Source organism: Salibacterium aidingense DSM 18341, assembly GCF_000429685.1.
In the GTDB taxonomy this organism is placed as follows: domain Bacteria; phylum Bacillota; class Bacilli; order Bacillales; family Marinococcaceae; genus Salibacterium; species Salibacterium aidingense.
On record NZ_AUCI01000028.1, the window covers coordinates 1 to 23,518 of the forward strand.

The 23,518-nt window shown below is 44.0% G+C and carries 21 protein-coding genes; 7 read left to right on the plus strand and 14 right to left on the minus strand.

Going from position 1 to position 23,518, the window contains the following annotated elements; all coding sequences use genetic code 11:
* The first annotated feature begins 25 nt into the window (after positions 1 to 25).
* Positions 26 to 1,393, plus strand: coding sequence for an NAD-dependent succinate-semialdehyde dehydrogenase (locus tag G475_RS0119005; protein WP_051302730.1), 1,368 nt, complete (start codon positions 26 to 28; stop codon positions 1,391 to 1,393).
* Positions 1,394 to 1,472: 79 nt separating this feature from the next.
* Here the strand turns inward: G475_RS0119005 and G475_RS0119010 are convergent, their stop codons facing one another.
* From G475_RS0119010 to G475_RS27590, 4 genes are read right to left on the minus strand one after another with little or no spacing between them, the layout of a single operon-like run.
* Positions 1,473 to 2,696, minus strand: coding sequence for a M20 family metallo-hydrolase (locus G475_RS0119010; protein ID WP_035711974.1), 1,224 nt, complete (start codon positions 2,694 to 2,696; stop codon positions 1,473 to 1,475).
* Between the two features lie 12 nt (positions 2,697 to 2,708).
* Positions 2,709 to 4,004 carry an ArgE/DapE family deacylase gene (locus G475_RS0119015; protein WP_026702629.1) on the minus strand — a complete coding sequence of 432 codons (1,296 nt, stop codon included), beginning with the start codon at positions 4,002 to 4,004 and terminating at the stop codon, positions 2,709 to 2,711.
* 21 nt (positions 4,005 to 4,025) lie between these two features.
* Positions 4,026 to 5,618: a sodium:solute symporter family protein gene (locus tag G475_RS0119020; protein WP_026702630.1), complete on the minus strand. Its 1,593-nt coding sequence runs from the start codon at positions 5,616 to 5,618 to the stop codon at positions 4,026 to 4,028.
* A 21-nt stretch (positions 5,619 to 5,639) separates the two neighbouring features.
* Positions 5,640 to 5,783 (minus strand): hypothetical protein, encoded by a 144-nt coding sequence (locus G475_RS27590; protein WP_169728539.1) that lies wholly within the window; start codon positions 5,781 to 5,783, stop codon positions 5,640 to 5,642.
* 252 nt (positions 5,784 to 6,035) lie between these two features.
* On the opposite strand from G475_RS27590, the gene G475_RS0119030 reads away from it, so the two are divergent.
* Entirely contained in the window at positions 6,036 to 7,427 is a 1,392-nt protein-coding gene (locus G475_RS0119030) for a sigma-54 interaction domain-containing protein (RefSeq protein ID WP_051302731.1), read from the plus strand.
* A 258-nt stretch (positions 7,428 to 7,685) separates the two neighbouring features.
* On the opposite strand, the gene G475_RS0119035 is transcribed toward G475_RS0119030, so the two are convergent.
* Complete coding sequence (locus G475_RS0119035) at positions 7,686 to 8,678, minus strand: zinc-binding dehydrogenase (protein WP_026702632.1); 993 nt, start codon at positions 8,676 to 8,678, stop codon at positions 7,686 to 7,688.
* A 132-nt stretch (positions 8,679 to 8,810) separates the two neighbouring features.
* On the opposite strand from G475_RS0119035, the gene G475_RS0119040 reads away from it, so the two are divergent.
* The 3 genes from G475_RS0119040 to G475_RS26510 all read left to right on the plus strand — a co-directional run bounded on the left by G475_RS0119040 (position 8,811) and on the right by G475_RS26510 (position 10,681).
* Positions 8,811 to 9,572, plus strand: coding sequence for an SDR family NAD(P)-dependent oxidoreductase (locus G475_RS0119040; RefSeq protein WP_026702633.1), 762 nt, complete (start codon positions 8,811 to 8,813; stop codon positions 9,570 to 9,572).
* 206 nt (positions 9,573 to 9,778) lie between these two features.
* Positions 9,779 to 10,048, plus strand: a complete 270-nt coding sequence (locus tag G475_RS0119045; protein ID WP_233275819.1) for a phosphatase — start codon at positions 9,779 to 9,781, stop codon at positions 10,046 to 10,048.
* 141 nt (positions 10,049 to 10,189) lie between these two features.
* On the plus strand, positions 10,190 to 10,681 hold the full coding sequence (locus tag G475_RS26510; protein ID WP_051302726.1) for a DUF5412 family protein: 492 nt from the start codon (positions 10,190 to 10,192) through the stop codon (positions 10,679 to 10,681).
* A gap of 446 nt (positions 10,682 to 11,127) precedes the next feature.
* Here G475_RS26510 and G475_RS0119055 read toward each other — a convergent pair whose 3' ends face one another.
* The 9 genes from G475_RS0119055 to G475_RS0119095 form a co-directional block, all read right to left on the minus strand.
* Entirely contained in the window at positions 11,128 to 12,093 is a 966-nt protein-coding gene (locus G475_RS0119055) for a Gfo/Idh/MocA family protein (protein ID WP_026702636.1), read from the minus strand.
* Positions 12,090 to 12,995 (minus strand): ROK family protein, encoded by a 906-nt coding sequence (locus tag G475_RS0119060; RefSeq protein ID WP_026702637.1) that lies wholly within the window; start codon positions 12,993 to 12,995, stop codon positions 12,090 to 12,092. Before G475_RS0119060 ends, G475_RS0119055 begins: the two co-directional genes overlap by 4 nt.
* A gap of 15 nt (positions 12,996 to 13,010) precedes the next feature.
* Complete coding sequence (locus tag G475_RS0119065; protein ID WP_026702638.1) at positions 13,011 to 14,450, minus strand: glycoside hydrolase family 1 protein; 1,440 nt, start codon at positions 14,448 to 14,450, stop codon at positions 13,011 to 13,013.
* A gap of 15 nt (positions 14,451 to 14,465) precedes the next feature.
* Complete coding sequence (locus G475_RS0119070) at positions 14,466 to 15,344, minus strand: carbohydrate ABC transporter permease (RefSeq protein ID WP_035711978.1); 879 nt, start codon at positions 15,342 to 15,344, stop codon at positions 14,466 to 14,468.
* 63 nt (positions 15,345 to 15,407) lie between these two features.
* Positions 15,408 to 16,280 carry a carbohydrate ABC transporter permease gene (locus G475_RS0119075; protein WP_026702640.1) on the minus strand — a complete coding sequence of 291 codons (873 nt, stop codon included), beginning with the start codon at positions 16,278 to 16,280 and terminating at the stop codon, positions 15,408 to 15,410.
* Between the two features lie 95 nt (positions 16,281 to 16,375).
* A complete protein-coding gene (locus G475_RS0119080) occupies positions 16,376 to 17,947 on the minus strand; it encodes a response regulator transcription factor (RefSeq protein ID WP_026702641.1) in 1,572 nt (523 codons plus the stop codon).
* Positions 17,940 to 19,733, minus strand: a complete 1,794-nt coding sequence (locus G475_RS0119085; protein ID WP_026702642.1) for a sensor histidine kinase — start codon at positions 19,731 to 19,733, stop codon at positions 17,940 to 17,942. The genes G475_RS0119080 and G475_RS0119085 overlap by 8 nt, the downstream gene beginning before the upstream one ends.
* A gap of 130 nt (positions 19,734 to 19,863) precedes the next feature.
* Complete coding sequence (locus tag G475_RS0119090) at positions 19,864 to 21,171, minus strand: ABC transporter substrate-binding protein (protein ID WP_026702643.1); 1,308 nt, start codon at positions 21,169 to 21,171, stop codon at positions 19,864 to 19,866.
* A 179-nt stretch (positions 21,172 to 21,350) separates the two neighbouring features.
* Positions 21,351 to 21,617 (minus strand): hypothetical protein, encoded by a 267-nt coding sequence (locus tag G475_RS0119095; RefSeq protein WP_026702644.1) that lies wholly within the window; start codon positions 21,615 to 21,617, stop codon positions 21,351 to 21,353.
* Between the two features lie 155 nt (positions 21,618 to 21,772).
* Between G475_RS0119095 and G475_RS0119100 the strand changes: the two genes are divergently transcribed.
* Positions 21,773 to 22,678 carry a hypothetical protein gene (locus tag G475_RS0119100; protein WP_035711981.1) on the plus strand — a complete coding sequence of 302 codons (906 nt, stop codon included), beginning with the start codon at positions 21,773 to 21,775 and terminating at the stop codon, positions 22,676 to 22,678.
* A gap of 18 nt (positions 22,679 to 22,696) precedes the next feature.
* Positions 22,697 to 23,503, plus strand: a complete 807-nt coding sequence (cysQ, locus tag G475_RS0119105; protein WP_026702646.1) for a 3'(2'),5'-bisphosphate nucleotidase CysQ — start codon at positions 22,697 to 22,699, stop codon at positions 23,501 to 23,503.
* Positions 23,504 to 23,518: the final 15 nt, after the last annotated feature.

The following is a 23,518-nucleotide window of genomic DNA, read 5'->3' on the forward strand; positions in this document are numbered from 1 at the left end:
GTGGACAGGAACCAGCCTGGATAAAATGGATGTGACGAATCCGTCGACCGGCGAAACGGTAGCTGCGGTGCCGTTTGCCGGACAGAAGGAGGCGGAAGCAGCTGTTGATGCGGCGGCGGAAGCCTTCCCGGCCTGGGCGGCCAAAACGGCGAATGAACGAGCAGCCCGGTTGAAAAAATGGCACGAGTTGATCGAAGCCAACCGGGAAGCCATGGCCTCGTTGATGACGAGTGAACAGGGCAAGCCTTATAAGGAGGCTTATGGGGAAGTCGGCTACGCCAACAGCTTCATCGAATGGTATGCCGAAGAAGCCAGACGGATCTACGGCGATACGATTCCGGCTTCGGCCCCGGATAAGCGGATTGTTGTCCAGAAACAGCCGGTTGGCGTGACGGCTGTGATTACCCCGTGGAATTTTCCGGCGGCGATGATTACCCGGAAAGTCGGACCGGCGCTGGCCGCCGGCTGCACGGTCGTCATCAAACCGGCGGAAGACACGCCGCTGACCGCGTTGATGCTGGCGGAACTGGCGGAGGAGGCCGGCATTCCGGCCGGTGTGGTCAATGTTGTAACCGGCGATGCCCCCGCGATCGGCCAAACCTGGCTCGACGATAAACGGGTTCGCAAGCTCACCTTCACCGGCTCCACCCCGGTCGGGAAAAAACTGATGGAAGGATCAGCGCAGACGATGAAAAAAGTCTCGCTCGAACTCGGCGGCCACGCTCCGTTCATCGTGATGGACGATGCGGATCTGGAACAGGCGGTGGAAGGCGCGATCCAATCCAAATTCCGTAACGCCGGCCAGACGTGTGTCTGTGCCAACCGGATTTACGTGCAGGAAAGTCTTGCAGAAGCGTTTGAAGAAACATTCACCGCCGCTGTGCAGAAGCTGCAGGCCGGAGACGGCTTTGAAACGGGCGTTGACGTCGGCCCGCTCATCAATGAAGCGGCCCTGGAAAAAGTCGAAGCCCATGTCGCCGACGCGAAAGAAAAAGGAGCCCGGATTTTGAGCGGCGGCTCGCGGGTGGAAGGAAAACCCGGATTTTATGAGCCAACTGTCATCGCCGGAGCAGACGAAACCATGCTTTGTATGCAGGAGGAAACCTTCGGGCCGGTTGCGCCGATTGCCACGTTCCGGGACGAAGACGAAGCGGTGCGGCTGGCGAATAACACCGATTTCGGACTCGCTGCCTACGCCTTTACCCGTGACCTTTCCCGGGCCATGCGGCTGAGCGAAGCGCTGGAATACGGAATTGTCGGCATCAACGACGGCCTGCCGTCGGTTCCGCAGGCGCCGTTTGGCGGCATGAAAGAAAGCGGCCTCGGCCGGGAAGGCGGGTACTACGGTTTAGAGGAATTTCTGGAAGTGAAGTACACGTCGTTTAAGATATAATTAAAATCTCCCGGTGCTCCGGGAGATTTTAATGTAATAAGGATTTAGCTGCTGAAAGTAAGCAGACATTGTCTAAATTCTATATTTTATTATATTGAACGATCCATTCATAAATGACGTCTACAGCAGGACCAATATCTTCCCACCGGGAGACCTCCTCTTTATTGTGGCTTTTCCCATTGATACTGGGAACAAACACCATCACGGCGGGGGCAAGTTGATTCATATGCATCGCATCATGCCCGGCACCGCTTGTCACTGTTTGGTAAGCATAATCATTATTCCGGCAGATCTGCTCCAGCTCTTTGACAAATGGTGGATGAAAAGAAACAGGTGCCATGTAAGATAATGATTCATGATCCCATGAACATCCTTCTAATGTAATGATGTCATTTATCCGTTTCAAACATTCTTCCTGACGTTTTAGCAGTACATTATTATCCGGGTGACGAATATCCAGGGAAAATTTTGATCCACCGGGGATGACATTGATCGTATCCGGTATGGTTTGAATCTTTCCAAAAGTGACTAGCGTGCCGTCATTTAAATGATTTACCCAATCATGAATAGAAAGCATGGCGCGCATGGCTGCAATACCAGCATCTTTGCGGTAAGACATTGGGGAAGGACCGGCGTGATCTGCCTCTCCATAAACACTGATGGTCTGCCAGGACAATCCTTGTATACCGTCCACTATCCCGATATGGGCTCCTTTTTCTTCGAGGACCGGGCCTTGTTCAATATGAAGCTCCAGAAAAGCTTCTAAATCTGTAATGCGGTATTTTTCCTTTCCCTGAAAGCCTATCCGTTGCAGTTCTTGTTCGATTGTGTCACCATTTTCATCATGAAGGTGATACATTTTTTCTTTAGGATAAATACTGCTGAGAACCCCGCTGGCAGTCATTGGAATCGGAAATCTGGCTCCTTCTTCATTTGTGAAATTGACAACTCCCACAGGAAAGCGGTGGGAAATTTGATTCTCTTTTAAAGTTTCGATCACTTCGAGACCGGTTAATACACCGAGAACACCGTCGAAAGCACCGCCGTCAGGAACGGAGTCTAGATGGGAACCGATTAGAATAGGTTTCAAAGAGTCATCTACTCCCGGTTTAACCCCATATATATTTCCCAGGTCGTCCCATTGTAATTCCAAATCCAGCTCTTTTAACCACGCAAGAAACAGATCTCTGGCTTCTTTATCTGTATCCGTTAAGGCAAGACGGTTGATACCTCCACCGTGACTTCTGCCAATTTTATTTAACTGCTGAAATCTACGTTTCATTCTGTCTACATTAATGTTCATAGTTATTAGGACCTACCTTTTTGTTTTGTCAGGAACAAGACCGCACCAGGAAGAAATGAAGTCTGCGTAAACTTTAGTGACTTTTTTAACACTATCAAGATCGACCCATTCATCGGGACCATGCATATTTCCTCCAACCGGGCCGTAACAGGTAGCAGGAATGTCATAATATAGATTGAAGAAACGAAGATCAGTTGTGCAGGTTAATGCATTTCTTCCAGGAGAAGTACTTGTGATTTTTTCGTGACTGGCATCCAGCGTCTGGAATAATGGCGATTGATCATCGATCGATACACCCGCGGCATGAAAGCCGAAAAAGGTGATATCCGGCGGTGTGGTGGAAAGCCACGGGTCTTTCTGTGAAGCTTCCATCAACCAGTTTTCCACTTCTTTCTTGATATCTTCGGGATCTTCTCCCGGATAAAAACCGATCCGCACTTCCATAGAAGCCGTTGATGGTACATTGGACGGCCAGTCCCCTCCCTTAATCGTGCCGATATTCACATTCAGCGGATGATCATGATGGGAAAAATCCGGATGTTTCGGTTTTTCATTGATAAAGGTTTCATACTGTTTTAAGGCATCCATCATGACATATAACTTTTCAATCGCATTAACCGCTTCACTGGCACGCTCGGTATGAGCTCCTGCCCCTTTGACGGTGACCCGCATCCACAGCACGCCCAGCTGGGAGCGGGTGGCTTTTAGTCCAAAAGGTTCGGGAATAAGTGCTCCATCAGCGGTCCATCCTTTTTCCAGTGCGGCAAGAGCACCGTTTCCCGTACATTCCTCTTCAATCACAGTCTGCAGATAAAAATCAGCTGCAGGGAGGTAGCCTGCCGCGCGGATGGCTTTATAGGCGAAAACCATGGCGGCCAGCCCGGATTTCATATCCTGAAGGCCGCGTCCGTATACTTTCCCGTCGATACGCTGGGCGCCCCAGGGATCCACAGACCATAAAGACAGGGGTTCCGGGCTCACAACATCCACATGACTCTGAAAAATAAGACTCCTGCCCGTTTTTTCTGCGGCGGTGGGAGAGGATGCAACCACAACAGAGCGTCCGTCATAGCTCCATTCCGGCACCGAAAATCCCGGGTGGGTGGATAATTCTTTTATATCAGGGGTAAATTGATCCACTTCGAGATCCAGTTCTTCAGAAAAATAAGAAGCGAGATAATGCTGCAGGGCCTGTTCGTTCCCGAGCGTGCTCGGGAAACGGCCGATATGCTGCAGGAACTGTACTTCCTCCTCCCACATGTTCTCTATTTCTGTTATGACCTGACTCGTTATTTCTGATGAATTCATCGTTGTCTATTCTCCTTTGTATTAAAGTCCTAATCGTATGAAGAAATAACCCCAGATAAGTGCTGCAACAAAGATAAAGGACACAGAAATCACCATCGTCTGTTTATACTGTTTTTTCAGCTTGGAAAGTCCGTTCTTTTCGGCAGTGATTTCCTGAATGGTTTTATCAGCGATGCTTGTGTTTTTCATCGTATGAAAGTACTCCATTTCATACTCATTGGGACGGGTGCTGAATCCGATGATGAGCAGTGCGGCAACGCCGACAGCGAACGAGATCATGAGCGAATCGATCTGTTCCGGAAGCGGTATAACTCCCCTTCGTGACAGTTCATCAATCAGAATAAAAGCACCTGTGCCGATCAGCATGCTTCCTACCGCTGCTTTGCTGTTCATCCGTTTCCATTCCAGCCCTCCGACTACCGTAGGGAGCCAGCCTACACCAAAGACAGCTCCGGCATAAATGGAAATCCAGTAAATGGCGGATGGTCTCATGATTGCGATAATACATACGACGGCTGCAACTAGAATTTGTGCGTAACGGCCGAGGCAGAGGCTCTGTTTTTCGTCCATTTTCTTCTCATTCAAATGCTCATACAGGTCCCGGGCAAGGGCGAAACCTACAAGGACAAACAGGGTTGAAGCTGTGGACATGATGGAAGCCATCAATCCGGCAAGCCCGATGCCGCCGAGGAAAGAAGGGACATGCTCTAAAAATCCGATAATCATGACATTGTCTGTGTTTTCGATTCCGGGCTGCAGCACTCTCATGCTCCCGGCAGCGATAAACACGATCACTTGCATGAAAGGAGCAAGGAATACACCAATGACGGCGGATTTCAAAATGACAAAATCGTTTCTGGCCGGAAATACCCGTGAAACAAGGGCCGGGGTACATGAGAAAAACAGGATCCAGACAAGAAACTGGGAAATGGACCAGCCGATCGGACGCTGCTCTGTCCCGCCAATACTCCAGTAATAAGGAAGCTGCTCTCCTAATGCTTTCATGTTTTCAAACCCTGCCTGTCCAATTAAGTAAGGCGCAATAATGCAGGAAATGGCAAGCATCGTGAACAGCATAATCGTATCCGTGATGACGACTCCGTACATACCTCCAAGAGCGCAGAAAACAAGCAGAGCAACAGTAAACAGAACGATCATCCAAGGAAAAGCGATGCCGGTTACCTGGCTCAATACCAGACCTGCCCCGATAAGTTGAATGACACCGTATCCAAGAAGACCTATAATCATAATGATTAATGCAATAATGCTTACTTTCTTATTGTTGAACCGTTTTTCGAAAAAATCAGGCATTGTATGGCAGCCGAGAGCTTTCATTTTTCTTCCGATATAAATAACGGCAAGCAGTGTACCTATCCATGCTCCGAAGGAACCGAGAGTGGCAATGACAAGCGGCCCCTCCGCATAGGACTGTCCTGATATTCCGAGCAGTGTAACCGCACTTAGATACGTTGCCGCCAACGTACCAACGATAAGAACGGTCGTGCCTTTCTCCCCCATTACGTAAAAATCAGCTTTACTTTTGACAAATCTGGCAACGACTCCGCCTGTGATGACATATATCGCTAACACAATAAAAAATATAGTCGAGGTCACGGCTTTTTCCTCCTTCAAAGGTTATTTGTTTTCTTCTTGTTGTTCTTTTTCCATTTTTCTGATAACAGGAAGGTATTTTTTACGCAGAATCCAAATGACAACAGCGGAAGACAACAGGGTAGTTAAAAAAGCATTGAAAAATAAAATGAAAACATCGATATTCATTGGATTGATTCACCTCCTTTTTCGATAAGTGTTATCAGCGTACATTGCAAATACTATGCCAAATACTATATTTACATGGAACCGGCAAATCAGTCATTGACCAGGCAGGATCTCATCAAGTAAGATCAACATAATCGGAAGTTGAACCGTTACTGATTCGATTGAACCAAAAATAATTCAAAATAATGAAGGGTTAAGCGGCATGAACCAATATTCATTCAATAAACGGGAATAGGAGTCCTTATATTGAGTATGAAACAGATATTACATCAGGATTCTGTCAAAAAAATATTAAACGTACTGAATGATGGATTATATTTTTCTGATGGAACAGGGAACACCATTTGGCTGAATGATGCCAGCGAAAAAATTCTCGGCACGTCCCGGCACGAGCTGATAAGCCGCAATGTATATGATCTCGAACAGGAAGGTGTTATGACGCCGTCGATCACACGTATGGTTCTGGAAGCGGGGGGTTCGATCAATACGGTACAGACTTCATTAGGAAGCAGGCAGTACCTGGTAAGCGGCCATAAAATGGATATCGAAGGGGAACCGTTAATTATTGTACACTCCCGTGACATAACCAAAAATGTGAAAACATCCATGCAGCTGGAAGAAACGGAAAGTCTTCTGCGGAGGTACAGTCAGGAGATCCGTAATATTCAGGTTGCTAAGAAAGAACAGGACCGTCCCGACTTTTTAGGGAAAGGTCCGAGTTTTGTTAAGCTGCTCGATTTAATCGGCAAAGTTGCGGGAGTTCAGACGACCGTGTTGATTACGGGGGAGACAGGGGTGGGAAAAAACGCCGCAGCAGAACGGATACATGATTTGAGTGAACGCCATTCGGGATCATTTATGCAGGTGAACTGCGGAACAATTCCCGAATCATTAATTGAATCTGAATTGTTCGGTTATACGAAAGGAGCCTTCACTGGAGCATACAGCGGCGGAAAAACAGGTCTGGTAAAGCTGGCCGATAAAGGAACGCTGTTTCTGGATGAAATCGGGGAACTGCCGCTGCATGTTCAGCCGAAACTTCTAGAGCTGCTGCAGGATAAAACGTTTCTGCCGGTAGGGGAGACGTCCCGGCAGCGGGTGGATATACGGATTATTGCAGCCACCAATAAAAACCTGAAGAAGATGGTGGAAGAAGGGAAATTCAGAGAAGATCTATTTTACCGGCTCCATGTTTTACCGATCCATGTCCCCGCTTTAAGGGAACGGAGAGAAGATATTGTCCCCATTCTGCAGGCTTCTCTGGAACGGTTTAATGAAGAGCATCATACAAACCGCCACTTCTCTAATAAAGTTCTGGATATTTTGCAGAAGTATGAATGGCCGGGAAATATACGGGAGCTGGAAAATGTAGTGGAACGGATGGTGATTACCTCCGGCGGAGAGACGATTACCGTAGAGGATCTTCCAGAAGATGTTGTCCAAAACCGTTCCTCTTCCACTTTTATCACAGAAACGAAAAGCCTGCCGGAAACGCTGGCAGCGGTGGAAAAAGAAATGGTCGATAATGCCTATGAAAAGTACGGGTCGACGAGAAAAGCCGCCGAAGCACTGGGGATTACACAGTCTTCCTTTATGCGCCGGTGGAAAAAATATAGAGATCACAGCCCGGAAGACGAGCAGTAAGCACTGGAATGTTGTTAGGGGCATCCTTTTTACAGGAAGAACGTTTCGATTGTGTACATTAGCAGCCTGGAAATACAGCAATAGTGTCCGCAAGACATTGTCATGCGGACACTAAAGCATTGGAGCAAGGTGTTAGTGGATGCTTGCGGATGATCGTACCCATTATCCGCCCATGATAGAGTAATAGTGTTCCCAAAGATACTCTATACGTCCACTAAAAGCGGGATCCGACCATCTAGTGTCTGCATCCTTCCCCGGTTAAGAAATGTGAAATCCGATATTGCCGATCTGCGCAGCTTGATGGAGACGGTCAAATGCTTCTTCAAAGGAAGCAAGAGGAAATGATTTGTCCATGACTGGTTTAATATCATGTTTCTTAATAAATGCCAGCATCTCCTGCAGTTCTTCCGTGCTTCCCATCGTAGAACCGAGGAGGTTGTACTGCCCGTAAAAGAACGGACGGATATTCAATTCGACGGTGTCATCCGTGGAGGACCCGAAGGTGACCATCGTCCCGCCGCGTCGCAGCTGTGCCAGGGATTTATTAAAAGTAGCTCCGCCGATCGATTCGATCACGATGTCCATTTTTTCCCCGTTTAAGGCTTCTGTCCAGTCTTCATGGCTGTCGATCGCTTTTTCGGCGCCAAGCTCCAGGGCCTGTTTTCTCTTTTCTTCGGAGCGGGAGGTGACATAAACGGTGGCTCCTGCTGCCTTGGCGAACTGTAGGAGAAAGGTGGCCACTCCACCACCGATCCCCGGTATGAAAACTTTATCACCGGGGTGGACACGTGCTCGTGTAAATAAAACACGGTACGCTGTAAGAGCCGGCAGGGCGAGGACACCGGCTTCTTCCCAGCTCAACTGCTCCGGTTTCGGTTCCACATTGTCTGCTGAGATGACAATATATTCCGCGAAGGTGCCGTCCGTGGGAACTCCGAGAATATCAAACCCTTCCGGCGGGGCATCGCTGTTTTCTTTCCACCCCAGCCCGGGATTGACGATTACTTCGTCCCCTGTTGAGATCCTGGTAACGTTATCGCCAACGGCATCAATAATGCCGGCTCCGTCTGAACCGATAATGCAGGCTGGATCTTCGGGCTGGTGCCGGTGCAGGATGGATAAATCGCGGTGATTCATTCCTGTCGTTTTCAAACGTACCCGCACCTGCCCGGCTTCCGGCTCGGGGGTTTTGGTTTCTTGATAATGCAGACCTTCCATTCCAAGCTTCTTTTCATGTACCAATGCTTTCATCTTATCCCTCCAGTTTCTGCCGCTTATCAATTCTATGCTATCACATAATGGGGCAGGGAGACATTTTTCTGGTTGAAAAGCAGGATTTTTAATAAAGGATCTGGAAAACAAGAGACGGAGGTGAAAATGATGATTGATAGTGATCTAACAGGAAAAAAAGCATTAGTGACAGGAGGAGCCAGCGGAATCGGACGAGACGTTGCCCTCGGATTGGCAAAGGCCGGGGCGGACGTAGCCGTTCATTATGGCAGTAACACAACCGGCGCCGAAGAAGTGAAAGATAAAATTACGAATATGGGTCGTAAGTGTGTCACGATCCAGGCGGATATGTTGAAAACAGAAGAGATAGATGAGCTTTTTGCTGAAATGAATGAAAAATTTTCCAGAAGTCTGGATATATTGATCAACAATGCTGGAAATCTGGTGAAACGCAGTCCGATTGAAGAAATGAACGAAGAGCTGTGGCATCAGGTGATGGACTTGAATGTTACAAGTGCATTTCTAGTGTCGCAGCGGACGATTCCCATGATGAAAGAAAACGGCGGGAAGATGGTGAATATCACGTCGCTTGCGGCACAGAACGGCGGCGGCCCGGGAGCTTGCGCTTATGCTGCATCAAAAGGGGCATTGATGACTTTTACCAAAGGACTGGCGAAGGAACTTGCCCCCCATATTACCGTGAACAATGTATCACCTGGTTTTATCGGAGAAACAGCGTTTCATGATACGTTTACGTCTGACGAAGGGCGAAAAAATACGGTGAACAGCACACCGTTAAAACGGGAAGGCACTCCGAAAGATGTGTTCGGCGCCGTCTACTATCTCGTTTCCGAATACGGTGATTTTGTCACCGGTGAAACAATAGAAGTCAACGGCGGGGTGCTGATGAGATAATTTACGATACTCAACAATCTTTTATTACGTAGTGGAACGTTTTACATTGACTTATAGTCCGTCCGCTTAGCTGCTGAGGCGGGCTTTTTCTATATCCCTTCCCTGCACTTCCTTTCATTCCGCAGTTTGAGAAAAATTATATACAAAACTAGAAGGGAAGTGGAGGTTTTTGCAGGAAATGCCGATGGTATTATAGGAGCAATTCGTTGAAAGAAGGGATAGGAATGAAAAAATTAGCTGTGGGATTGTCATTTTTGTTTCTAAGTACAATTATTTATGGCTTTACATTAATCTCAGCATCGGTCTATTCGCACACTTTAGCAGGTGTGGATGGACAAGGATGGGATACTAATTATGGCGTTTTTGGGACCGCCTTGAGAGAAATAGGGGGAGCACCGGTAACATTATCCATTCTGTCAGGAATAATAGGACTGGTCTTTGTTGTTTTATCCTTAAAAAAGATAGAAGAATTATAAAGTCCAGGAAGAGGCTTTTATCGAAAAATATTTTATAAAAGGTCGGGAGAAGAGGGGGGACAGGGAGCTTGATCTCTGCTTTTTCTTTGTTTTCTCCATTTCTGTAAAATTATAAAAAGGTGTAAAAAAAGGGGATTAATGATGATAAAGAAATGCGCTCACTGGTCTTTTAGTTTATGTCTTTTTACTATTTTGCTGTTTTTTTATTCTATTGTTGACCCCAGCCTATCTGACTGGTCGGTGCTTCCCCCGGGCTGGGAGCTCCTTGTTTTTGCTGCCCTCTCCGTGGTTATGGGAGGGATAGGGTTTCAGAATACAAACTGGATGGCTGTATCAAGAAGCCTATTTACGATATTTGCCTCATTCTTTTTGACAGCGGCACTGACTTTTACTCTGCTGCTCCCGAATCAAATGTTGGGGGTGTCGGAATCCCCGAATGGCAGTCATGAGGTGAGTGTGTACCTGAGAAATGGGGGAGCCGCAACGTCTTATTTCGTCGTTGGGAAGCTGGAAGGACCGTTGTGGTTTTCGAAAACGATTTATTCCGAGAAAGGAACCGACAAAGCAAATGTTACCTGGGAAGACGACCATACGCTGTCGATTAACGGAGAAACGATTCAAATTGATTATTGATGAAGAGTAATCATCATCAAAAAGAATTTTACATCCTCGACACCCCCTGAAGAAACAACGCGAATAAGGTACTGAAAAGAGATAAGCTTCATATAAGGATGGCGGCATTGTATTATTTTTATACTCTATCCCTCCTGTAATAAATCCCCATCCACACAGCACAAACCAAATCGGTAAAAATATGATACTGCCGATGTCAGGGAACGTGGCATAGATGCCTGACCCGTACAGAACCCAATGGACCAAAAGCATGCCTATCAGAATGTACGTTATCAAGTATGGAGGGTGTCTGTCCTTTTGTTTCATGAAAAACAGGATAGTAAACACTGCGATCAGGAATATGCTTATAAATACGACAAAAGCTCCGGTCAAAGCCACAATTCTCCTCCTTTCCGTAACGATAGACGTTTTAACCAGGGAGGATGTTACGAGAACCTCTCAGTATGTCATTCAAACGGGAAAGGATAGCGGAGCTGCCACTGCTTCCTGACGTTATCCATAATCTCTATGACATCCATCGATAAGGACAGCGTATCTGCTTGCTCTCCGCTGGATACATAACGATTCATTGCGCTTACTTCATAGGTCAATCCTTTATCGGTGTCTCCGGTGGAAATCGTTTTGGTGGCGCCGTCAAGGTACTGTGCCACAGCCTGAGAGGCTCTCGGGAAATCATCGACGGTGATATAGCCTTTTTCAAAAGCAAGGACCCCGCGTTTCGGAAACTTGGCGCTGAAACTCAAGGATATTACCGCCATTTCTCCCTCTTTATTTTGCAGAATAATGCCGGACTGGTCATCCACGCCGGTGTTGTATTTTTTTACGGTTGTTTGAATGTCATTAGGCTGGCTGGATAAGAAGTAACGGGTGAAGGACAGAGCGTAGCTTCCGATATCGAACAGGGCCCCGCCGGCAAGGTCTTCGTTGAAAAAGCGGTTGCTTCCATCCTTTTCTTTCACACTTCCAAAGCTGACCTGAATCATGTGAAGCGGACCGAGTTCGCCGGAAGCGATGAATTCTTTTAACTTTTCGTAAAGCGGCATGTGATAAATGGTCATGGCTTCGGCAACGACAAGGTCCCTGTGCTGGGCAAGCTCTTTAATTTCCCGGAGCTGCCTGCTGTTGACGGTGATCGCTTTTTCACAGAGGACGTGTTTGCCGTGCTGCAGGCAGTCGATCATGTATTCATAATGATTGGAATGAGGGGTGGCGAGGTATACAATATCGACCTGTTCATCGGATAATAGCTCTTCATAGCTCCCATAGGCGTGTATTACTCCGTGGCGGGAGGCGAAATCCTCGGCTTTTTCAAGCTTACGTGAGGCGACCCCGTAAATACTTTCGTTTTCTTGCTGGATTGCTGCGGCAAACTTTTCAGCAATCGAACCTGGGCCTAAAATTCCCCAATTCATGATGATACGCCTCCTCGTACTTCCAAATTCTGAATAAAACCATGGACAGCACCAAGCAGATTTGCATGCTGACGGAACTCGCATACTGCAAGATCCGGGCGAATGGTACCCAGGGTCACGGTATCCAGCAGGTTATCCAATTTTTCATTGATTCGTTCTACTAAATTTTCCCTGGCGCTGATGCCGCCGCCGATTAAAATGACTTCCGGATCATAAATATACTGGAGGTTATAGAGTCCAATCGCGAGAAGACGATAAAACTCTTCGATTGCCTGCCTGCAGTCCGGATCGCCGCTGTCTGCCCGTTCAAAGACTTTTTCCCCGGACAGGGTGTGTGGCTCCACGTCTTTTTTTGCTGCTGCGTTTTTAACCAGCGCTTTCGTGGAAGCCAGGCGGCTCCAGACTGCGTCATTTCCGGAAACACTGTCATGCAGCAGCATATAGCCAAATTCTCCGCCGTGCAGGTTGGCCCCCTTATGAATTTTTCCGTCCTTGATGACCGCGCCGCCGATTCCGGTGCCGATGACAACGGTGAGAACATCCTGTCTGCCTTTGGCGGACCCTTTCCATAGTTCGGCGGAGCCCGCGCAATTGGCATCATTTTCTATGAACACAGGCATGCCGGTTTCTTCTTGGAGGAGCTGTTTCATGTTCGGGCCGTGTATGTAAGGAACGGCACTGGATCCATATATGATACCTTCCTCTGATACCGCTCCCGGAGAGCTGACGGCTACGCCGGCGGAGACGGAATGAGTATGCACAATAGCGGATATCCGCTGGATCAATGCATCCAGAGACTCGGGGGTCTTCATTTTGTCATGCTCCCGCAGGTCTCCGTTTTCTTTAACAATGCCGTATTTAATGAAAGAACCTCCGATATCAAACGCTGTATATTCTTTCATACCTTTCCCTCCGGTCTATCTATAGATCTCCTCATCTTCCGCTTCAAAGCGGCCGGTTTCTATTAAGCTTTTATACCAGTGTGCTGATTTTTTCAAGGCACGGTTCCTGTTATTTTCCAGATCGATTTCGACCAGCCCGTACCGGTTCTTAAAGGCATTCATAGGGGAAACGTTGTCTGTAAACGCCCACAGCATGTAGCCTTGGCAGTTGGAGCCTTCATGAATGGCCTGCAGGAGCCACTTTAAATGGCTGCTGATGAAATCAATACGGTAATCATCTTCTATTATACCTTCTTTGTTTTTAAATCGGGGTTCATTTTCCACGCCCATTCCGTTCTCCGCAATAAACCACTTAATATTGCCGTATTCTTCTTTCATCCGCATTCCCATATCATACATGATTGTAGGATAGATTTCCCAGCCGCGGTAAGGATTCATTTTCTTGCCGGGCAGGTCAAAGGTGTCAAAGTATCGTTCAGGATGAAACGGGATGTCTTCGTTCCAGGCGGAAGTGCGGGCTTTGACACGATTGGGGAAATACAGGTTCAATCCAACCGTATCCACGGTGTTTTCTCTGATCATGCTGCGCTCCTGTTTTGTTGACTCAAACATAATATCGTGTTTTTTCAGCAGGTCGAGCAGTTCCTCTGGATATTCTCCTTTGATGGAAGGATCAAGAAAGACGCGGTTGAAAAATAGATCATAGATGCGCGCGGCTTCCTGATCATGAGCTGCTGTAGAACGGGCATAGGTTACTTCTGGGTTTAAAATCACACCGATTTCCGCCCCTGTTTTTTCTTTTAAGCCCATCTCCTTGAACAGCTTGACAACATGGGCGGTGGCAAGCGCTTTGTGGTAGTTCCACTGCATCCATTTCTTTGTATTCTGTTCAAACGGGTAGCGGATCGCATCCAGATACATCCGGGTCTGCGGAACAATCGGTTCATTAAAGGTAAACCAGTGCTTCACCCGGTCTCCGAGTCGTTCCAATACTTTTTCCGTGTATTTTAGGAATAATTCAAGAACGTGCTTAGAAGCCCAGCCTCCGTACTGCTCGAATAAGACAGCGGGGACTTCGTAGTGTTCGAGACAGATCATCGGTTCGATGCCGGCCGCTTGCAGTTCATCAATCATATCACTGATATAGGCGGCGTATTCTTCATCCACCACCGCGTTTTCATAATCTGTCAGAAACCGGGACCAGTTGATGGACGTGCGGAAGTGAGTAAGGCCGATTTCTTTCATATACTCGATGTCTTCCTTGTAGCGGTTGCGGAAATTCGTGGCCACCGCCGGGCCGTACCCATCGTGCCAAACATGTTTATTATTTTTATACCAGAGATCAAGATAGGAATCCTGGTGCTCTTTCTTGCCGGACCAGCCCTCCGACTGCCAGGCCGACAATGCTGCTCCTATGATGAAGTTATCCGGCAGCTGCCATGTTTTTGTCTGCATGTGTATTCCTCCTCTTTATCCTTTTACAGCGCCCTGCGTCATTCCTTCCACAATCTGTTTTTCCATCACGAGATAAAAAATGATCGTGGGGATCAGCACAATCGTTAAGCCGGCCATCTGGGCGGGATAATTGGTAGTATAGGCTCCGGCAAAGTTGGCGAGTCCTAACGGCAGGGTCTGCAGGGCTTCGTCGCTTATTAAAACTAAAGCAAAAGCGAATTCATTCCAATTATTGATAAAATTGATTACAACGGCTGTGGCAATTGCGGGTTTAGTCATAGGAAGCATAATGGACCAAAAAATTCGGAATACGCCAGCTCCATCCATAATAGCAGATTCTTCAATTTCTTTTGGAAACGTACTCATAAAGCTTGTTAATAAGAATATAGTTATCGGGAGATTAAATGCCACGTAAGGGAAAATCAGCGCCCAGTAAGTATTAAGCATTCCGAGATTCTGCATGAGAATATACATTGGGACTAACGTAGAGTGAATGGGGATCAATAATCCCACCACGAGGAAACCGTATAAATATTTTTTTCCTTTAAAATCGAATCTTGATAAAAAGAATGCTGCCAGTCCCCCTGTAATTACTGCTATAAGGACCGCAGTTAAACCAATGAAAATACTGTTGAAGAAGAAAGTACCGATGTTTGCAGTGAACCAGGCTTCCCTGAAATTTGTGAAAATCCAGTCGATTGGCAGCCCAAACGGATTTAAGGAAAACTCTTGGCTGGATTTGAATGAATTCATTACCATCCAAATGATTGGATATCCATTTACGATAGAAAATAAAAGAAGTATAAGGTAAATTAGTGTTCTTCTACCCCTTTTTTTAATGCCCGGGATATTTATAGTTGTGGAGTGATCCATCTGCCTTTTTCTAGTCTGCATGATAAGTCCACCTTTCTATAACTGATAAACATGTCGATAACAACAATCCACTTTTTTAAAAGCTTAATCTTGTCTGATTCTTATAATTTTGGTGGTTATGAATACTAGAATCAGGCTGAATACAAAAATCAACACGGAGATAGTGCTGCCATACCCGTAGTTAAGGCCTGAAAATGTCTCGTGATACATGTAGGTGGCCATGACTTCTGTTGAATGGGCGGGGCCGCCGTTGGTCATAACGTAAATTAAATCAAATGTTTTTAGACTTCCGCTGATACAGAGCACAATGGAAACAAGAATAACGTTTTTGATTGCCGGCACGGTTATATAAAACGTTTTTTGTATTTCTGACGCACCATCTAATACTGCTGCTTCCAACATTTCCTTAGGAACCGTTTGTAAAGCAGATAAAAAGATTATAAAGTATAAACCTACGAACTGCCAAATTATAGTAATTAGAATAGCATACATGGCGGTCTCAGGATTGCCAAGCCAATTCCGGGCTAAGAAATCTAAATGGATTATTCCCAAGAAGTTATTGAGCATCCCGTCTTCGGAGTTATAAATCATTTTCCATGTTATGGAGATCACAACCGTTGAAATAACTACAGGTAAAAATCCAATAGTCCGGAAAAATTTGCCCCCACTCAGTTTTTGATTTAATAGAAGGGCTAAGGTAAGTCCTATCGATATTTGCCCTATTACAGAGGCCAGCACAACTAAAATATTATTTTTTACGGATCTCCAGAATGTCGAATCCTTAAAAGCCTCAATATAATTATTTAAGCCTATAAACTGCATGTCAGCGAAACCGTCCCATGACATAAAGGAATAATAAAATGATATGAAAATAGGGATAATGCTGAAAATCAAATAGATCAAAAGAGGAGGCAGCAGGCCGATTGCTATTTTCCAAGGACTATTTAATAAGTGCACGTAACCACTCCCATCATAGTAACCGTTTACATTTACTATTATAAAAGGGGCGGAAATCAGCAAGAATCTCCTTTTTTCAGATTATATCCATTTTTCTATGGAATGTGCTTCGTACTTAAACTTCTATAATGAGTAGGGGTGACCCCCATATTTTTTTTAAATACTTTGACAAAGTACTTATATTCTTTATAACCTACGTATTCAGCTATTTCGAAAACCTTATTCGAAGTATTCGCCAATAGTTCAGATGCTTTATTTATTCGCAGAGAATTAAGATATTCGGAAAAACTCAGGCCGGTTTCTTGTTTGAAAAGTAAACTAAAATAATTAGGAGTTATAAAATGCTCTTCTGCAACTTGTTGCGCTTTTATATCATGTTGGAAATTTTTATAGATATAGTGAACCGCATTTTCTATGATCCAGTTTGTTTTCTGTCGATGCAGATGTAACGTATCGCACAATTGATTTAAGTCTGAGAGTAATAACAATTTTAATGCTCTAAAGGTGTTATACGTTTTTAAGTCAACTTCTTTTTGAAGCTGAAAAGTTCTAGTAAAACTGTGCATTTTACTGGTTCGATCATGAATGTTATTCACTATAATAATTTCAAGCTCCCGGTTGAGCTGCAGAGTTTCTGTTAACGACAAATCTGTTTGAACTAGATAATCAAAATGTTCATTTAATAGTTCTTTGATGTGTTCTCGTTCATCGTTGAATACAGCTTTCTGTAATTCTTTTTTTATAGTATTTGTACTCGGGATTTCCGAGTTATTTGCTTCTTTATAGGAGGAAATGGTTTCCCTTTTTCCTCGATGTTGAGATAATGCCATGCTTGCTTCCTGAAACAACAAGGGGGTACCTTTGATAGCTGAACCAATGGAAGAAATACCATGTTGTAAAGGGAAGGGTTGTTTTTTATTCATTTCAAAACAAAAGTTTTGGAAGACAGACATGCTGATGTTTTCTTGAGCTTCGGTAAAGAAAACGGTAATAGCTTCATTTATATGATTAGACATAAAAGTACATTGAATATGTTCCTCTTCACATTTTTTATGAAGAAAGGATTTCCATTTATTTTTCCATAATAACTCGGGTTTTTGATTAGATGATGTATTACCTGAATAATCTGTCATCTCACTTACCAAAACACGATAAAAATATCTATTAGGCACTTCGGTTTTTTCTTTGAAATTACTTGGTATAGGAGAATTATAGATATAATAGTTTATCCACTCAGAAATAATTTGAAGTTTCTTATCTCCTTTTCTTTTTTCCTTCACCTTTTTTTGTTCTATTTTCTTTTTAATGGAAGCCACTAAATCAAGAAGTTCATCAATATCGACAGGTTTAAGCATATAATCGTTTACCCCCAGCCGGAGAGCCTGCCGTGCATATTCAAACTCGTCATATCCGCTGAACATTACAATTTCTATAGCAGGATATTCGTCAGACAAATATTCTGTAAGTGCCAATCCATCCATTTCAGGCATGTATACATCCGTTAAAACAATATCCACGTCACAGTTTTTTATAATATTCACGGCTTCGTTTCCATTATAAGCTGTTCCCACCACAGTGACTCCTATATCGTCCCATGAAATAGTAGAAGCCAGCCCGTCACATATCATTGCTTCGTCATCGACAATAAGCATCTTAATTTTATCCATTTTGTCCTTTCCTTTCTAAGAATAGATTCAGCTGTTTTTCCCCATAAACGAGAGGCAGATAAATTCTAATTAACGTACCAGTATGTTCCTTTGCTTCTAAACCAAAACAGGGCCCAAATGCATTCGTAATTCTTTCATTAATATTACGAAGAGCGAATCCCTCGTGTTTGCAATGATCAGATGAAAAAATAGAGTTAATACGATTACAATCTACTCCTTTTCCATTGTCGATCACATCAATAATGAGCTCTTCTTGATTAACTGCATAAGCGCGTATATATATGAAATTTTCCTTGCTGTGATTGGAAAAACCATGTTTGATACTGTTTTCCACGAGCGGCTGCAAAATGATTTTCATCATCAGTGTATGTTCCAACCCTGCTTCTTTTATTACTAAAAAGGAAAGTTTCCCTCCTAAGCGTCTTTTTTGAAGTTCGAGATAACTATGAACGTTTTTTAACTCTTCGTTGAGAGTGATCCACAGTTTTCCGTCACTTAAACTGATACGAAATATTCTGGATAAATCTTCGATACTCTTCCCCGTTTCTGCAGCATTTTCAAGCCGGGCAGACCAGCGGATCATATCTAATGTATTATATAAAAAGTGGGGATTGATTTGACTTTGTAATGCTTTCATTTCTGATTCTTTATTTCTTATTTCTAATTTGTATTTTGTATCTATAAGAAATTGAACTTGAGATACCATATTATTAAATCTGCTGCCAAGGTTACCTATTTCATCATTGGAACGTACTTTTACCCTGGCTTGAAAGTCTCCCTTTTCCACACGCTTTGTTTCTCTTATTAGTTCCATAATGGGTCTTAAGATCGTAATAAAAAACCCTATGATCGCAATTAAGGCTAAAGCAACAGTTGCTATGACAATACTTTTCATAATATTTCTAATTTCCGATAGTTCTTCTAGTACAAATTTTTCCTTCACTACAGAGACTAGATAAAAATCTTCTACCTTTTCCGATACGATGTGAGATTTCTCTCTATTGATGCTGTATTGAAAAATTGATTGATTCGATTGAGTAATTTTATCAGCGAATGACTTTTCAACAAAGGACCCGGTTTTTTCTTTTTTCTTATGGGATAAAATCAAACCGTTTTCTCTCATGATGAAGAACTCATGTTTTTCATCAATTGCTTCATTTCTAATGAAATTGTAGAGTTCCTTTTCATTTAGTCGAATTCTTACTTCACCAATGGATTCACTGGGATCGCGTGTGCTGTTGATAATACGAAAGAGGGATACAACGCGGGTCTTTTCCGGGGGCCACCCGCTTTCTATCTGGTAGGGATTGGTCCAAAGGATGCTTCCATTTAAATCTTCAGCTTGTTCCATCCACGTTTCTTCACTATTTTTTACTGTTTCTCCTTTATTTATGATCAATCCATTATTTCCCTTTACTGTTACGGAGTTGAAATAAGGTTTATTGGATAAGTGAAAAGTGAAAAATCCACGTAACGATTCATTTAGTTGATTTATTTCTCCCTGGCTGACCGTATCAGGTGTAAGTGTCATAAAACGGTAAAATTCATCGCTAAAAATAATATACTCCGATATGTCTTCAATATCTTGGATAACTCCATTAAAATTCGATGTCACTACATTCAAATTCCGATAGGAAGTATCGATTACCTGCTGTTGAAGTATTTTATTTGATTGATAGAAAAACATTGTACTTATTGAAGCGATGGGGAGCATGGTAAGAATAGATAAAATGATAATAGATTTCCATCTTAAACTCCAATTGTGTAATTTGAAATTTTCCAGCATGAATAATTTTCCTTTTTAATTATATAAAATAGTAATGAAGAAAACAGAGGGTGATCCAAATCGATCACTCTCTGTATAACTATGATATTCATCATAAACATATGGAACTTATTCGTCTACTAATAGAGAACTACTCTTCTATCTGAACCTCTGCTTGTATATTCTCTGCAACTTCCTCAGGGGTGGCTTCCCCGATAGTGATGGATTGTAAGCCGTTTTGAATCGTATCAATGATGCCTGTTGGTAATACTGCATCATAAACGGGGGCAGGGTCGGATGTTTGAGTAAGTTCGATCATTTCCAAACTCAACGGTTCAATATCATCTTCCGGAATTTTAATGTCTGAAGGCACGGGCCGGCCCAAAGATAAGAACCCCTTAAAGACATCTTCATCATACACTTCTTTTAGAAACATTTCCGCTGCTTCTCTTTTTTTATCTGACAAATCGCTGTTAATTGCGCTTACCGTTCCCATAGTGGTAGGTATACTGTTTGAATCACCAAGAGGTAGAGAAGCGATAGCAATGTTTTTATCTTCTGGTTTATTTTCAGAAATGGTGGATGCTGACCAATTTCCATCAATAACCATTGCCGAGTTTCCTTGTAAAAACTTATTAACCATCTGTTCATTATCTATTGTATTCAAATCTTCATTAAAGGCTTCTACTTCCACAAGTTCTTCAATAACCTCAAGTGCTTTAATGAATTCTGGGTCTGTGAATTTTTTCTCTCCGTTCATTACTTTTTCAAGAAAATCACTCCCTGTAAAACGATCAGCAATACCCGAGAGGTACACGGACTGTAACACCCAGGGAGCGGAATTACCAAGAGTAATTGGAGTGGTACCGGCTTCATTTAAGTCATTTATTAATGAGATGAATTCATCATAGGTTTCAGGAAATGTATCGTAGCCAGCCTTTTCCAGCATGTCTTCGTCGTAGTAAATAAATTGAGTTGGGTTAGTGTTAAGTGGAAGAGCATAAGTGCTGCCCTCCATTACGAATTCATCAAATGACTCTTCCGTTAAAAGGCCATTGTCGATCCAATGATCTTTGATGTTATCAATCGTTCCCGCACTGCCGCTTTTGACAATGTTGTCTAGTGCAGAAATAGGAGTAATCTGATACATATCAGGTAATTCACCGCCGGCTGCCTGCGTTGTGAGTCGAGTTGAATAATCATTATGAGAAACGCTGTCAATTTGTAAATTAATATCCGGATGCGATTCATCGAATTCTCTTACAGATTCCATAAATACCTCGTAATCAGGATTCCCTTCCTCAGAGGCAACAAAATATTCCAGATCAACAGTGCCATCTGTATTATTTTCGTCTTCTTCCTCGTTTGAAGTACTTGAATTTCCACAAGCTGTCAAACTTGCTGTAATAATACTTAGTAATAGGGTATTCCATATTACGTTTGGATTATTGTTTTTCATTATAAACCTCCTCTATGCCAAAAATGTTATCCAAGTTTAGTTGAATATACAAAAAAACCCCCTTCTTTAATAAAGTTAATTTTGAAATCGCTTCCAAAATTAATTTATCATAACAATAATCAGGAGGGGATACTATAAAATTCAGATAACACCTAATATTTTAATTTAATGAAAATAGGTTACTCCGCTGCTTTTTTCAATAATTCCTCCCGAAACTTTTCATAATACCGGTTCGCTTTTCCGTTCTGCCATCCTTTTTCATACCCCTGCCTATATGCAATATCGGCCTGAAGATCGCCTACATCGTGGGAAGCGTCAATGACATCGTGCAGCAGAGAAATATCAATGTGGCAGGCTTTTAATTCCTCGGCCAAAAGATGGAACTTCCGGGCATACGTCTCCCGTTTTTCCTGAAACATGATATGTTCATGAATGGGATACTTCATAGAAACCGTCCTTTCGTACCAAAACTTTGATTCTAGTATGGTCATGATTTTGATATTTATACGCAGGAAGCGTGCAAGCGTGTGGTTGGATGTAGCGAAACGGGGGAAAAATGATGTATGATAAGAAGAAAGATTAATGACTTGGAGTTTAGCTGATGAAAAAAACCATTTATGTTCATATAGGATTTCATAAAACAGCAACATCGTTTTTGCAGCGCTGCATCTATCCGAATATGCAAAGCGTCCGTTATGTAAAGTACGGCAAACTAAAACAGGAGCTTTACGATCTCAGGCTGAAAAAGCTGTCAGATGAGCATGTGAAACAAATCCGGGAAAAGGTTTTGAAGTTTTATAAAAAGAAACCGTTACTGATCTCCTATGAAGGGTTGTCGGGAAGCCCGTTTTCGCAAAAACGGTCGAAAAACAATATTCGGGTGCTGGAGGATATACGCCGGGTGTTTCCGGAAGAGGAGTTTGACGTCCACATTATTGTCGGTATCCGGGAGCAGGTGAATCTGCTGGCCTCATTGTATGTGCAGTATGTCCATCAGGGCGGGGTGAAAAAACCGGAGGATCACCTAAGGGATCTGGAGAATCAGGGGATCCTTGATCACTATCATTATGATTATTACCTGGGCAAAGTAGAAGAGCTGTTTGGGAGTGATCATTATCATCTCCTGATCTACGAGCAATTCAAAAGCGAGACAGACAAGCATATGCTCGATCTTTTACGTTACATGGGAGAAGAAGAAATTCCCCCTTATGAAAATGAACAGGTCAACCGGAGCTATGGAACGATGCAGGTCGCCCTTGGGCGCCGGGTGAATTATTTATTTAAAACGCCGCTTCATCCGAAAGGACTCATCCCGGTCAATCCGTCTCCTATTAAAGGAAGGTTTTCTCCGAGAAAGGTGCTTCAGAGTAAATGGAGTTTCAAACTTCATTATAAGCGGTACCATCTCCCGGAAAAGCTGGAAGAGTATATAAAAGCCCAGTACGTGGAAAGCAATCGCAATCTGCAGAAGAAATATAACCTGGAGCTGCCTGATATTTATTTTTAAAAGGAAAGGAGCAGGGATATGAATCAAGTTATTCAGGCGGCACTGGACGCCGGTGCTGCCATTATGGATATTTATAAAAAGGATTTTGATGTTGAATATAAGGAAGATGATTCCCCGCTGACGATCGCGGATCAGAAAGCCCATCAGCTGATTGCGGATGTTTTGCGTGATGCGTTTCCGGATATACCTGTATTAAGCGAAGAAGGAAAACAGCTGCCCTTTCCTGAAAGGGCAGCGTGGAAGGACCTTTTTCTCGTGGACCCGCTGGACGGGACCAAGGAATTTATAAAGAAAAATGACGAATTCACCGTCAATATTGCGCTTGTGAAGCAGGGGGCTCCGGTTTTCGGAGTCATTTATGCGCCGGCCCTTGATCTTTTATATATAGGAGAGGTCGGCGAAGGATCGCTCAAAGTGGAGCAGGCCAGTGTTACGGCCAAAGAGATCAGGGAGGGGGAGAGTTGGTTTTCCCATGGGACCCGTCTGCCCGAACAGGAGCCGCAACAGAACAAAGCCCGGGTGGTGGCAAGCCGGTCCCACATGTCGGAGGAGACAGAGGCGTTCATCGAGAAGCTTAAGAAGGAGTATGACAGCGTCGATACGGTCTCTTCCGGGAGTTCCCTGAAGCTCTGTTTAATTGCGGAGGGGGCTGCTGATATCTATCCGCGGTTTGCCCCGACGATGGAGTGGGATACAGGAGCCGGACAGGCCATTATCGAAGCGGCCGGCGGTACTGTTCATACGACGGACTCTTCGAAAAATTTGACATATAACAAAGAAAATCTGCGTAATCCCTGGTTTGTAGCTGAATCTGTAAAATCATAAAACAAAGGAGCGTTT